At 69.4% G+C, this 12,955-nt stretch carries 12 protein-coding genes; 2 read left to right on the plus strand and 10 right to left on the minus strand.

Going from position 1 to position 12,955, the window contains the following annotated elements:
• Positions 1-218: 218 nt before the first annotated feature.
• The 10 genes from pyrF to ACPCXD_RS06370 all read right to left on the minus strand — a co-directional run bounded on the left by pyrF (position 219) and on the right by ACPCXD_RS06370 (position 11,532).
• Complete coding sequence (gene pyrF / locus ACPCXD_RS06325; protein WP_423658933.1) at positions 219-1,061, minus strand: orotidine-5'-phosphate decarboxylase; 843 nt, start codon at positions 1,059-1,061, stop codon at positions 219-221.
• Positions 1,058-4,402 (minus strand): carbamoyl-phosphate synthase large subunit, encoded by a 3,345-nt coding sequence (gene carB / locus ACPCXD_RS06330; RefSeq protein ID WP_088898496.1) that lies wholly within the window; start codon positions 4,400-4,402, stop codon positions 1,058-1,060. Before carB ends, pyrF begins: the two co-directional genes overlap by 4 nt.
• A complete protein-coding gene (carA, locus tag ACPCXD_RS06335) occupies positions 4,402-5,586 on the minus strand; it encodes a glutamine-hydrolyzing carbamoyl-phosphate synthase small subunit (protein ID WP_033096601.1) in 1,185 nt (394 codons plus the stop codon). Before carA ends, carB begins: the two co-directional genes overlap by 1 nt.
• Before the next feature lie 117 nt (positions 5,587-5,703).
• Positions 5,704-6,195, minus strand: a complete 492-nt coding sequence (locus tag ACPCXD_RS06340) for a PH-like domain-containing protein (protein WP_033096600.1) — start codon at positions 6,193-6,195, stop codon at positions 5,704-5,706.
• Between the two features lie 8 nt (positions 6,196-6,203).
• On the minus strand, positions 6,204-7,517 hold the full coding sequence (locus tag ACPCXD_RS06345) for a dihydroorotase (protein ID WP_006551445.1): 1,314 nt from the start codon (positions 7,515-7,517) through the stop codon (positions 6,204-6,206).
• A gap of 44 nt (positions 7,518-7,561) precedes the next feature.
• Positions 7,562-8,503, minus strand: a complete 942-nt coding sequence (locus ACPCXD_RS06350; protein WP_423658936.1) for an aspartate carbamoyltransferase catalytic subunit — start codon at positions 8,501-8,503, stop codon at positions 7,562-7,564.
• Complete coding sequence (pyrR, locus tag ACPCXD_RS06355) at positions 8,500-9,117, minus strand: bifunctional pyr operon transcriptional regulator/uracil phosphoribosyltransferase PyrR (protein WP_024100783.1); 618 nt, start codon at positions 9,115-9,117, stop codon at positions 8,500-8,502. Before pyrR ends, ACPCXD_RS06350 begins: the two co-directional genes overlap by 4 nt.
• A 209-nt stretch (positions 9,118-9,326) precedes the next feature.
• Complete coding sequence (nusB, locus tag ACPCXD_RS06360; protein WP_016691671.1) at positions 9,327-9,836, minus strand: transcription antitermination factor NusB; 510 nt, start codon at positions 9,834-9,836, stop codon at positions 9,327-9,329.
• Positions 9,837-10,400, minus strand: a complete 564-nt coding sequence (gene efp / locus ACPCXD_RS06365) for an elongation factor P (RefSeq protein ID WP_006551441.1) — start codon at positions 10,398-10,400, stop codon at positions 9,837-9,839.
• Between the two features lie 34 nt (positions 10,401-10,434).
• The gene (locus ACPCXD_RS06370) at positions 10,435-11,532 is read right to left on the minus strand and encodes a M24 family metallopeptidase (RefSeq protein WP_088898495.1); all 1,098 of its coding nucleotides are present in this window, start codon (positions 11,530-11,532) and stop codon (positions 10,435-10,437) included.
• Between the two features lie 75 nt (positions 11,533-11,607).
• Between ACPCXD_RS06370 and ACPCXD_RS06375 the strand changes: the two genes are divergently transcribed.
• Entirely contained in the window at positions 11,608-12,210 is a 603-nt protein-coding gene (locus ACPCXD_RS06375; RefSeq protein ID WP_016691669.1) for a B-4DMT family transporter, read from the plus strand.
• A gap of 116 nt (positions 12,211-12,326) precedes the next feature.
• The gene (locus ACPCXD_RS06380) at positions 12,327-12,944 is read left to right on the plus strand and encodes a TIGR03086 family metal-binding protein (RefSeq protein WP_016691668.1); all 618 of its coding nucleotides are present in this window, start codon (positions 12,327-12,329) and stop codon (positions 12,942-12,944) included.
• Positions 12,945-12,955 lie beyond the last annotated feature (11 nt).

Below are 12,955 nucleotides of genomic sequence, written 5' to 3' on the forward strand. Positions count from 1 at the left end.
GCAGGTCACCGGGTATCCGCCGCGACAGAGGGGGCGGCATCGGGCCGGGCGGCTTCCCCGCTCACCGACCCGCTGTTCCGGCGATTCGGCGGGCCGAGAAATTTTTTTCCCATTCCGCGTGTCGCGCCACTCCGAGCGCAGGTCAGAGTGCATACGAGCGGTATGTACGACTCGTGCCCGGACCGCGCATGGCGATCCGGGCACGAGAGTCGAACGTCTCAGTTCGTGAGGAAGGCGAAGCCGTCCAGGGTGCGGGCGACGGCGGCCCGCAGGTCGGCGACGGACGGGCCGGCCCGCAACACGTCACGTGAGACGTTGGGCACCACCGCGCGCAGATGGTCGCCTACGAGTCGTCGCACGTCGTCGGCAGTGCCGCCCTGGGCCCCCACTCCGGGCATCAGGATGGGCCCGTGGAGGTCGGACAGGTCCGGTGCCTCGGCGAGGGTCGCACCGACCACCACACCCACGGAGCCGAGTTCTGCGGCCTCGTCCGTGCGGGCAGCGCTGTTGCGGGCAGCGCACTCGTCCACCACGACCTGCGCGACGGTGCGCCCGTCGTCGAGCCGTGCGCGCTGGAATTGGGCGCCCTCGGGATTGGAGGTCGCCGCGAGCACGAACACCCCACGGCCCGTTCCGGCAGCCAGATCGAGCGCCGGGGCGAGCGAACCGAACCCCAGGTACGGGGAGACGGTCACCGCGTCCGAACGCAGCGCAGAGCCGTCCGACAGCCAGGTGCGCGCGTAGGCGTCCATCGTGGAGCCGATGTCGCCGCGCTTGGCGTCGGCGAGGACGAGCGCTCCCGCCTCCCTGAGGTCGGCGATGGTGCGTTCGAGCACCGCGAGACCGGCGGAGCCGTACGCCTCGAAGAACGCCACCTGCGGCTTGACGACCGCGACGGTGTCGCCGAAGGCCTCGACGCACAGTTCGCTGAACCGGGCCAGGCCGTCGGCGTCGTCGTCGAGCCCCCACGCGGTGAGGAGCCCCGGGTGCGGGTCGATGCCCACGCACAGCGGCCCGCGGCTCCCGAGGGCGTCCGCGAGTCGCTGCCCGAACGGCGTCACGCCTGTTCGGCGGGCACGCCGCGCAGCCGCGCGTGCATCCGCTGGATCGAGCTGACTCCGATCTCGCCGCGCAGTGCCGCCTCGATACCCTGCACGGCCGCGGAGGCACCCTGCACCGTGGTGATGCACGGGATGTTCGCGGCGACCGCCGCGCTGCGGATCTCGTAACCGTCCACGCGCGGACCGGCGTTGCCCCAGGGGGTGTTGATGACCATGTCCACATCGCCGGCACGGATGCGGTCGACGACGTCGAGCGCGCCTTCCGGCTTGTCCTCACCGGAGACCTTGTGGACCTGCTCGCACGGAACACCGTTGCGGCGCAGCACCTCTGCGGTTCCCACAGTGGCCATGATGTGGAAGCCCAGGTCGGCGAGGTGCTTGACCGGGAAGATCATCGACCGCTTGTCCTTGTTCGCGAGCGAGACGAAGACCGTGCCGGAGGTCGGCAGGGAGCCGTAGGCGGCGGTCTGGCTCTTCGCGAATGCGGTTCCGAAGTCGTCGTCGAGGCCCATGACCTCACCGGTGGACTTCATCTCCGGGCTGAGCAGGGTGTCGATGCCCGTGCCGTCGGCACGCCGGAACCGGTTGAAGGGCAGCACCGCTTCCTTCACCGCGACCGGTGCGTCGAGGGGGATGTCGCTGCCGTCTCCCTCGGCCGGGAGGATGCCCGCGGCACGCAGCTCGGCGATGGACTCGCCGAGCATCACCCGGGCGCAGGCCTTGGCGAGCTGCACCGCGGTGGCCTTGGAGACGAACGGCACCGTGCGGGAGGCACGGGGGTTCGCCTCGAGGACGTACAGGATGTCGTCCTTGAGCGCGTACTGGACGTTGAGCAGGCCCTTGACGCCGATGCCCTTCGCGAGCGCCGCAGTCGAGCGGCGGACGTTCTCGATGTCGGCGCGGCCCAGGGTGATCGGCGGCAGCGCACACGCCGAGTCGCCGGAGTGGATGCCGGCCTCCTCGATGTGCTCCATGATCCCGCCGATGTACACGTCGGTGCCGTCGCACAGCGCGTCGACGTCGATCTCGACGGCGTCGTCGAGGAAGCGGTCGACGAGCACCGGCCGGTCGTCGGAGATCTCGGTGGCGTTGGAGATGTAGGTCTCGAGCGCCTTCTCGTCGTAGACGATCTCCATGCCGCGACCACCGAGCACGTAGGACGGGCGCACCAGCACCGGGTATCCGATGCCGGCGGCGATCTCGCGCGCACCCTCGAAGGTGGTGGCCGTGCCGTACTTCGCGGCCGGCAGGTCGGCCTCGTCGAGCACGCGACCGAACTCGCCACGGTCCTCCGCCAGGTCGATGGCCTCCGGCGAGGTACCGACGATCGGCACCCCGGCGGCCTTCAGGCGACGCGCCAGGCCGAGCGGGGTCTGGCCGCCCAGCTGGACGATGACGCCGGCGACGGTGCCGGACTCGCACTCGGCGCGGTAGACCTCGAGGACGTCCTCGAAGGTCAGCGGCTCGAAGTACAGGCGATCGGCGGTGTCGTAGTCGGTCGAGACCGTCTCGGGGTTGCAGTTGACCATCACGGTCTCGTAGCCGGCCTCGGACAGCGTCAGCGCGGCGTGGACGCACGAGTAGTCGAACTCGATGCCCTGGCCGATGCGGTTGGGGCCGGAACCGAGGATGAGCACCTTCGGCTTGTCGCGCTGCTCCGCGACCTCGGACTCGGCCGCGGGGTCGAGCTCGTAGGTCGAGTAGTGGTACGGCGTCTTCGCCTCGAACTCGGCGGCGCAGGTGTCCACGGTCTTGTAGACCGGGTGGACGCCCAGCTCCTGACGCAGGGCGCGCACGTCGTCCTCGGAGGCGAACTGCGACGGGCGCAGGGCTGCGATCTGCCGGTCGGAGAATCCGTGGTGCTTGGCGTAGCGCAGCTCGGTGGCACCGAACTGCTCTGCGTTGCGGACGTCCTGGCCCAGCTCGACGATGTGCGCGAACTGCTCGAGGAACCACGGGTCGATCTTCGTGGCGTCGAAGAGCTGCTCGACGGTCGCACCGAGCTCCAGGGCCCGGGCGATCCGGTAGAACCGGCCGTCCGTGGGGGTGCGGATCTCCTCGAGGATCTCGTCGAGGGTGCCCTCGACCTCGGGGCCCGTCCAGAAGCCGGCGGACTTCGTCTCGAGCGAGCGCAGCACCTTGCCGAAGGCCTCGGAGAAGTTGCGGCCGATCGACATGGCCTCACCGACCGACTTCATGGTGGTGGTGAGGGTGCCGTCGGCGCCGGGGAACTTCTCGAAGGCGAACCGCGGGGCCTTGACCACGACGTAGTCGAGGCTCGGTTCGAAGCAGGCCGGGGTCTCCTTGGTGATGTCGTTGACGATCTCGTCGAGCGTGTAGCCGATGGCGAGCTTGGCGGCCATCTTCGCGATCGGGTAGCCGGTGGCCTTCGACGCGAGCGCCGACGACCGCGACACGCGCGGGTTCATCTCGATGACGACGAGCCGGCCGTCGCGCGGATCCATCGCGAACTGGATGTTGCAGCCGCCGGTGTCGACACCGACCTCGCGCAGGATGGCGATCGAGAGGTCGCGCATCTTCTGGTACTCGCGGTCGGTGAGCGTCATCGCGGGAGCGACGGTCACCGAGTCACCGGTGTGCACACCGACCGGGTCGACGTTCTCGATCGAGCAGACGATGACGACATTGTCGGCGCCGTCGCGCATGAGCTCGAGCTCGTACTCCTTCCAGCCGAGGATGGACTCCTCGATGAGCACGTTCGCGGTGGGCGAGGCCGCGAGGCCGCCACCGGCGATGCGCTCGAGGTCGGCGTCGTTGTAGGCCATGCCGGAGCCGAGGCCACCCATTGTGAAGGAGGGGCGCACGACGACCGGGAAGCCGAGTTCGGCGACGGTCGCGCGGACCTCGTCCATCGTGTAGCAGACGGCCGAGCGGGCGGACTCGCCGCCGCACTTGGCGACGATGTCCTTGAACTTCTGCCGATCCTCGCCGCGCTGGATCGCGTCGAAGTCGGCGCCGATGAGTTCGACGTCGTACTTGTCGAGGATGCCGCGCTCGGACAGGGCGACGGCGGTGTTGAGGGCGGTCTGGCCGCCGAGGGTCGCGAGCACCGCGTCGATCGGGGTGCCGTTGGCCTGCTCGGTCGCGATGACCTTCTCGACGTAGTCGGCGGTGATCGGCTCGATGTAGGTCGAGTCGGCGAACTCGGGGTCGGTCATGATCGTGGCCGGGTTCGAGTTGACCAGGGAGACGCGCAGGCCCTCCTCGCGGAGCACCCGGCACGCCTGGGTGCCCGAGTAGTCGAACTCGCAGGCCTGTCCGATGACGATCGGGCCGGACCCGATGACCAGGACGTGGGAGAGGTCGGTACGGCGTGGCATCAGTTCTTCTCTCCCTCGAGCATGCGGGTGAAACGATCGAACAGGTAGGCGGCGTCGTGCGGTCCGGCCGCCGCTTCGGGGTGGTACTGCACGGAGAAGGCACGGCCGTCGAGGAGCTTGACGCCCTCGACCGCACCGTCGTTGGCGCAGGTGTGGCTGACGACTGCGCGACCGAACGGGGTGTCGAACTCCTGGCCGGCCTCGCCTTCGAGCGCGAACCCGTGGTTCTGCGCGGTGATCGCGATGCGACCGGTCTCGTGCTCGACCACCGGGATGTTGATGCCGCGGTGACCGAACTTCATCTTGTAGGTGCCCAGGCCGAGCGCGCGGCCGAGGATCTGGTTGCCGAAGCAGATGCCGAACAGGGGCAGTCCCTGGCCGAGCACCTCCTTGGTCAGGTGCACCGCGCCGTCGGCGGTCGCCGGGTCGCCCGGGCCGTTGGACAGGAAGACGCCGTCGGCCTTCAGGTCGAGGATGTCGTGCAGCGTCGCGGTGGACGGCAGCACGTGCACCCGGATGCCGCGCTGGGCGAACATGCGCGGGGTGTTGGTCTTGATGCCGAGGTCGATGGCCGCGACGGTGAAGCGGGCGTCCCCGTCGGTCGGTTCGACGACGTAACCGGAGGTGGTGCTCACCTCGCCGGCGAGGTCGGCGCCGAGCATCGAGGGCTGGCTCTTCACCCGGTCGAGCAGGACGTCGATGTCGAGGTCGTCACCCTTCCAGGCGAGGGCGTCGCCGGAGAAGATGCCGGCGCGCATCGAACCGCGGGTGCGCAGGTGCCGCACGAGTGCGCGGGTGTCGATACCCGCGAGACCCACGATGTTCTGCCGCTCGAGTTCGTCCTGCAGCGAGCCGGTGGCGCGCCAGCTCGACACGCGACGCGAGGGGTCGCGGACGATGAAGCCGGCCACCCAGATCTTGGACTCGGTGTGGTCGCCGGTGGGGCCGACGGACTCGTTGTCCTCGTGGTTCCAGCCGGTGTTGCCGATCTGCGGGGCCGTGGCCACCACGATCTGCCGGTGGTAGCTGGGGTCGGTGAGGGTCTCCTGGTAGCCGGTCATGCCCGTGCTGAAGACGGCCTCGCCGAGGGTCTGTCCGACCGCACCGAAGGGGATGCCGCGGAAGACCCGTCCGTCCTCGAGGACCAGCACAGCCGTGCCGCCGCCGAATGTTCTGCCGCTCATGCGTTGTCTCCGTTCTTATCGACCGCACCAGAGCCGGCCGCACGGGCTGAGATCTCGCGTGTCGTGATCGTCGTGTTGTTCGTCGTGATCGTCATCGTCGTTGTGATCGTCACCGTCTCAAGATTTTTCGTCCGACCCGTTCGTCCAGAGCGGGTAGATCGACTTGTCGTCACCGCGGAAGCCGGTGTCGACCTCCGTGCCCGAGGGCAGCTGCCAGCGGATGACCAGCACCCCGTCCTTGGACATGACCTTGCCCGCCAGACCGCGTTCGGTGCGGATCGCGCGGATCGAGTCCTGCGGGATCCAGATCGGGGACGCACCGTCGCGTTCGAGCAGGGCACCGGATCGGTATCGGGTCAGTTCCGCGTTGGCGCGGTGGCCGAGATCGCCGACCGCGATGCGGTCCTGCCAGCTCGGCGCGAGCGTGCTGCCGACGTACAGACCGGTGGTCGGTTCGACGAGCCGCTCCCCCAGCTCGGCCGGCACGGTCGGCAGTTCGCCGACCGCGTCCTGCTGACGTCGGGCACGTGCCTTCCAGCCCTTCCACATCAGCAGCACGAGCACGACCCAGAGCGCGAGGAAACCGACGGTGATGAAGAAGCGATCCATGTCGGTTCCTACCTTTCGGTCGAGCGCGGGAACACCGCACCGTCGCGAGCGGTGATCCGCCCGCGCAACACGGTGGTGGTGACCCGGCCCGGCAGGGTCATGTCCTCGTAGGGCGTGTTGTGGGAGATGCTCGCGAGGTCGGGGCCGTGCACCGTCCACTCGGTATCCGGGTCGACGAGCACGATGTTCGCGGGTTCGCCCACCTCGAGGGGCCGGCCCTGATCGTCGAGGCCCACGATCTCCGCGGGACGCTCGCTCATGACCTTCGCGACGCCGCGCCAGTCCAGCAGGCCCGGCCGGACCATCGTCTCGATCACGACGGACAACGCCGTCTCGAGCCCGAGCATTCCCGGACGCGCCTGCGAGAACTCGCAGCACTTGTCCTGTTCGGCGTGCGGGGCGTGGTCGGTGGCCACACAGTCGATGGTCCCGTCCGCGAGGCCGCGGCGCAGCGCTTCGACGTCGGATCGCTCGCGCAGCGGCGGATTGACCCGGTTGATGCCGTCGTAGCTCTCGAGACGCGAGTCGTCGAGGAGCAGGTGGTGCGGCGTGACCTCGGCGCTGATCGAGATGCCCTGCGAGCGTGCCCACCGGACGAGTTCGACGGTGCCGGCCGTGGACGCGTGGCAGATGTGCACGCGGGCTCCGGCGTCGCGGGCGAGCAGCGCGTCGCGGGCGACGATGGACTCCTCGGCGGCGCGGGGCCAGCCGGTGAGGCCGAGACGCGCCGCGGTCGGTCCCTCGTGCGCGACGGCACCGACGGTCAGCCGCGGTTCCTCGGCGTGCTGGGCGATGAGCACCCCGAGCGAGGCGGAGTACTCGAGCGCGCGACGCATGAGCAGCGGGTCGTAGACGCACTTGCCGTCGTCGGAGAACATCCGCACGCCCCCGACGCCGGCGGCCATCGTGCCCATCTCGGCGAGCTGCTTGCCCTCGAGTCCGACGGTGACGGCACCCACGGGGTGGACGTCGACGAGCCCGACCTCGCGGCCGCGGCGCCACACGTGGTCGGTGACGACCACCGAGTCGGCGACCGGATCGGTGTTGGCCATCGCGAACACCGCGGTGTACCCGCCGCGCGCCGCGGCAGCCGAGCCCGAATCGACGGTCTCGGTGTCCTCGCGGCCCGGTTCACGCAGGTGCGTGTGCAGGTCGACGAAGCCCGGGAGCACGATCTGCCCGGTGCCGTCGACGATCTCCGCGTCGGCGTCGGCCTCGAGGTCGGTGCCGATCGCGAGGATCTGCTCGTCGCCGAGCAGCACGTCGACCGGGTCGCCCTCGCCGTAGAGGCGGACGTTGCGGATGAGCACCTGCGGCGTCACCTGTGTCACTCCTGTTCCTGTGTCTCCCGGGTGGGAAGTGTGGGTCACGACAGGTTCCCTTCCGTGCCCACGAGCAGGCGGAAGAGCACCGCCATCCGCACGTGGACACCGTTGCTCACCTGCTGCAGCACAGCGCTCTGTGGGGCTTCGGCGACGGGGAAGCCGATCTCCATGCCGCGGAGCATCGGGCCGGGATGCAGGATCACGGCGTGCTCCGGCAGCAACGCCGCGCGCTTGGCGTTGAGCCCGTATCGGATCGAGTACTCGCGGGCGGACGGGAAGAACCCGCCGTTCATGCGCTCGGCCTGCACGCGCAGCATCATGACCGCGTCGAGGGTGGGAAGTTCGGCTTCGAGCGAATCGGCGACCGTCACCGGCCAGGTCTCCACCCCCACCGGCAGCAGGGTGCGAGGAGCGACGAGCACGACCTCGGCGCCGAGCATGCTCAGCAGCAGCGCGTTCGACCGGGCGACGCGGCTGTGCAGCACGTCGCCGACGATGCCGATCCGGCGCCCTTCGATGGAGCCGAGACGCTGGCGCAGGGTGAGCGCGTCGAGCAAGGCCTGGGTGGGATGTTCGTGGGTGCCGTCGCCGGCGTTGACCACGGCCGGTCCGGAGCCGGATTCGTTGGTCCACTGCGCGATCCGGTGTGCGGCACCGGAGGCGGAGTGACGGACCACCAGCGCGTCGGCGCCGGCGGCGTGCAGCGTCAGGGCGGTGTCGCGCAGCGATTCGCCCTTCTTCACCGACGAGCTGGACGCCGAGACGTTGATGACGTCGGCGCTCATCCACTTACCGGCGACCTCGAAGGACACGCGGGTGCGGGTGGAGTTCTCGTAGAAGACGGTCATGATGGTGCGGCCGCGCAGCGTGGGGAGTTTGCGCACCTCACGCCCGAGCAGTGCCTGCTCGAACCGCTCGGCCTCGTCGAGAAGCCCCGTCGCGGAGTCCTTCGTCAGATCCGCGATGGTGAGCAGGTGTTTCACTGGGACTTGCCTCCGGAGATCTCGACGGCGTCGCGCCCGTCGTGTTCGGTCAGCAGTACGCGGACGTCCTCGCTGCGCGCGGTGGGCACGTTCTTGCCGACGTAGTCGGCGCGCAGCGGCAGTTCGCGGTGGCCGCGGTCGACGAGGACCGCGAGTTGCACCGCGCGGGGTCGGCCGAGATCGCGCAGGGCGTCGAGCGCGGCGCGGACGGAGCGTCCCGAGAACAGGACGTCGTCGACGAGGACGACGAGGGTGTTGTCGACGCCGCCCTCGGGCACCGAGGTGCGCTCCAGCGGGCGGTGCGGCTTCGTGCGGAGGTCGTCGCGGTAGAGCGTGATGTCGAGCGAGCCGACCGGGACACGGACGCCGGCGAATTCCTCGATGCGGTCGGCGAGGCGCTGGGCGAGGGTGATCCCGCGGGTGGGGATGCCCAGGAGCACGACACGCGGTGCGTCCTCGGGGGTGTCGAGCGCGGTCTTCTCGATGATCTGGTGCGCGATGCGCGAGATCGTCCGGTGGACGTCGGCAGCGGAGAGCAGCTCACGCGCCGGCACGCCGGTACCGGAAGACGTAGTGGGGGTAGAAGCTGTGGACCCGTCCTCGGACACGGCCATGCAGCGACCTCCTTCTCCGCCTCACTGGACGGATCGTTAAAGGATGCCTGACAGTTGTCGAGCCTATCAGCGTCGACGTCCGCCCCGGCACGGATGACGGGTGAAGCGCAACACAGACCCCGGATGCGTGAGCGGGCCCGGCGGGAAGACTCCCACCGGGCCCGCTCACGGTGCCTCGTGTCGTCGCTCACCCGAAGAGGGTGACGAATTCAGGACTCGTCCGAGCCCTGATCCTGCGACTCCTGCGCCGGCCGGACGAGGGTGGCAGCGGCAGCTGCACGCACCTGGTCGGCGACGGCGACGATCTGACCGAGCACCCCGTTGACGAAGGCCGGCGAATCGTCGGTGGACAGCTGCTTCGCCAGCTCGACCGCCTCGTCGACGGCCACCACGGGCGGCACGTCGGTCGCGTGGAAGAGCTCCCACACCGCGATGCGCAGGATCGCGCGGTCGACTGCGGGGAGACGGTCCAGCGTCCATTCGTGCAGGTGATCGGCGATCACCCGATCGGTCTCGTCGAGATTGTCGGCGACACCGCGGATGATGGTCTGCGCGTATGCCGGCACCGGCGCGACCTGGTCGTCGTCGATCGCGAGTTCGACGCGATCGGCGGCGAGGTCGACGGGATGCACGTCGCGGGCCTCCGCCTCGAAGAGCAGATCCACGGCCCGCTTGCGGGCCTTGTGGCGGGCCCCGAGCTTCTTCTGGTTACCGGACACTCAGGAATTCACTCGCCCGAGGTAGCTGCCGTCACGGGAATCGACCTTGAGCTTGTCGCCGGTGTTGATGAACAGCGGGACCTGGATCTCGGCACCGGTCTCGAGGGTCGCAGGCTTGGTGCCACCGGTGGAGCGGTCGCCCTGCAGGCCCGGATCGGTGTGCTGGACGACGAGCTCGACCGTGACCGGGAGCTCGACGAACAGCGGAACGTCCTCGTGCGTCGCGACCTGCACGGGCATGTTCTCGAGGAGGAAGTTGGCGCTGTCGCCGAGCAGCTCGGGCGAGATGGTGATCTGGTCGTAGGTCTCGCCGTCCATGAAGACGTAGTCGGTGCCGTCGTTGTAGAGGTAGGTCATGTCGCGGCGATCGACGGTGGCGGTCTCGACCTTGACACCGGCATTCCAGGTCTTGTCGACGGTCTTGCCCGACGTCACATTCTTGAGCTTCGTGCGCACGAAGGCGGGGCCCTTGCCCGGCTTGACGTGCTGGAACTCGATGATCTGCCAGAGCTGTCCGTCGATTTTCAGAACGAGGCCGTTCTTGAAGTCACTGGTATCAGCCACTTGGTTCGTGTCTCCTAGGGTCGAGGAACCGCCCTCAAACGACGGTCAATGTCTTGTCGGTGAGCGTGAGCAACTCCGGAGTATGCTCCCGCACCACGAGCGTGTCTTCGATCCGCACGCCTCCGCGCCCCGAGAAGTACACACCCGGCTCGACGGTCACCGCCGCACCGGCGACAAGTGTACCGGTCGCCGCCGCGCCGATTCCGGGTGCTTCGTGGATCTCGAGCCCGACTCCGTGACCGAGCCCGTGCAGGAACAGGTCGGCGTAGCCCGCCTCGGCGATCACGGTGCGCGCCGCGGCGTCCACCGCGGCGCAGTCGACACCGGGGGCGAGCGCCTCGCGTCCGGCCTGCTGAGCGCGCAGGACCAGCTCGTACAGATCACGCTGCCAGTCCGCGACCCGGCCCAGCACGTAGGTGCGCGTCATGTCGGAGTGGTAGCCGCCGATCTGCGCCCCGAAGTCGAGTTTCACGAAGTCGCCCTCCGCCAGGACCGCGCCGGTCGGGCGATGGTGCGGGATCGCCGAATTGGCGCCCGCGGCGACGATCGTCTCGAAGGAGATGCCGTCGGCGCCGTGCTCGAACATGCGCCATTCGAGGTCGCGGGCGACCTCCTTCTCGGTTCGTCCCGGACGCAGGCCGCCCGCCGCGATGAGGTCCGCCAGTGCGCGATCGGCCGCACCGCACGCGTCGCGCAACAGACCGATCTCGTGTTCGTCCTTCACGGCCCGCAGCTGCTCGACGAGTCCGGGAGCGGGAACGAAGCGGACGGACACGCCGAGATCGTCCCACCGCGATCGTTCGTCGACCGTGACGACGTGGCTCTCGAATCCCCAACGCGCAGAACCGGTTCCGAACTCGGCGACGAGGTGCGCGGCCGACGACCGGGCGATCACGGCCCGCAGATCGGGGACCTGCTCCCCCACCTGCGTGACATAGCGGCCGTCGGTGCAGATGACGGTGCGCGTCTCGTTCTCGTCGTCCTCGGTCGAGACGATCAGCGCCGCGTTGGATCCCGTGAAGCCCGTGAGATAGCGGATACCGGTCAGATCGGTCACCAGCAGCGCATCGAGTTCGCGTTCGGCGAGCAGCGCACGCAGCGCTCGACGGCGGGAGGCGTGGTCGGCAGACATATCGCTCAACCTACCGCGATCACGGCTGTGGGACGGGACACACTGTCGGCTTCGCCACCCGTTACGCTGAGGTACATGAAACCCTGGTTGCTCCGCGGACTCGGGCTCGCCCTGGTCCACGTGGTCGTGCGCGTCCTGCTCGGTGCCGCTCTCATCCAGTGGCCGTTGCAGGGATCGGTACTGCGCTGGCTGGGCTTCGCCGTGGTGGTCGTCGCAGCGTTCGTCTGGGCCGGCCTCGACGGCATCCGCGACCACCGCGCCCATCCCGAACCCGACGAGGGCGACGACCTCACGATGCGCTGGCTCGCCGCCGGTGCGGTCACCGGACTCGTCGGCGGGGTCCTCACCTGGCTCGTCGACACCGTCACCCCGATCCCGGTGGGCGTGACCTCCCTGTTCTTCGAGATCACCTCCGGTGCCGCGTTCACCGTGCTCCTGGTGTTCCTGCCGGCGATGGCCGCGGTGACGCTGGGCCGGTTCTTCGCGCGCCGGAACGAGCGCAAGGCCGCCCGCGACGACGACTGGTCCGTCCACCACGAGCACCACGCGCCCGCAGGGGTCGCAGCGACCGCGTCCGCGGGTTCGGCGCCCGCGAACTCCGCACAGCAGGCCGATCCCGCCTGGCGCAGCGACGACTCGCCCACCGAGGTGTTCCCGAGGATCGATCCGAAGCAGTGACACCGCAACACTGAGACCGCAACACTGCTGAGCGCCCGCCCCGCATGCCGGGGGCGGGCGCTCAGTTTTCGGCGCGGTGACGGTCGGTACACGTAACCGACCTCGAGGAGCTGGCCATGACCGACACCACCGAGACGCTCGACCTGACTCCCGCGACCCGCCGCATGGAGCGCATCCTGGCAGGGATCGACGACGCCCACTTGGCGGGGCCCACACCGTGCTCCGAAATCTCCGTCGGTGCGCTCGTCGACCACGTGCTGGGCCTGTCGCTCGCCTTCACCGCCGCCGCGCGCAAGGACATCGGCCCGTACACCGACACTCCCCCGGAGCTCACGAGCGAACTGCCGCCGGACTGGCGGCGTCTCGTTCCCGATCGGCTCGGCGAACTTCGCGGAGCGTGGAGCGATCCCGCGGCCTGGGAGGGCATGACGCGTGCGGGCGGCCTCGACCTGCCCGCGCCGGTCGCCGGACTCGTCACGCTCGACGAACTCGTCGTCCACGGCTGGGACCTCGCCGTCGCCACGGGACAGCAGTACTCCTGCGAGCCCGACGAGATCGCCGCGTGTACCGCCTTCGCGGAGAGCATCACCGACGAGGAACGCGTCGCCGACGGGGGTGGCCTGTTCGGTCCGGCCGTCCGGGTGGGCGAGGACGCTCCGCCGCTGGAACGCCTGATCGGACTCACCGGGCGCGACCCGTCGTGGAGACCGCCCGCGTCGAACCGGACGGCCTGACTACGCGGAGG

The sequence above is a fragment of the Rhodococcus sp. AB351 genome, from assembly GCF_049538275.1.
GTDB lineage: Bacteria > Actinomycetota > Actinomycetes > Mycobacteriales > Mycobacteriaceae > Rhodococcus.

Excerpts from the sequence above, each read along its gene's own strand:
- carB (WP_088898496.1), bottom strand. The coding sequence starts at position 4,402 with ATGCCACGCCGTACCGACCTCTCCCACGTCCTGGTCATCGGGTCCGGC.
- carA (WP_033096601.1), bottom strand. The coding sequence starts at position 5,586 with ATGAGCGGCAGAACATTCGGCGGCGGCACGGCTGTGCTGGTCCTCGAG.
- ACPCXD_RS06340 (WP_033096600.1), bottom strand. The coding sequence starts at position 6,195 with ATGGATCGCTTCTTCATCACCGTCGGTTTCCTCGCGCTCTGGGTCGTG.
- pyrR (WP_024100783.1), bottom strand. The coding sequence starts at position 9,117 with ATGGCCGTGTCCGAGGACGGGTCCACAGCTTCTACCCCCACTACGTCT.
- ACPCXD_RS06370 (WP_088898495.1), bottom strand. The coding sequence starts at position 11,532 with ATGTCTGCCGACCACGCCTCCCGCCGTCGAGCGCTGCGTGCGCTGCTC.
- ACPCXD_RS06375 (WP_016691669.1), top strand. The coding sequence starts at position 11,608 with ATGAAACCCTGGTTGCTCCGCGGACTCGGGCTCGCCCTGGTCCACGTG.
- ACPCXD_RS06380 (WP_016691668.1), top strand. The coding sequence starts at position 12,327 with ATGACCGACACCACCGAGACGCTCGACCTGACTCCCGCGACCCGCCGC.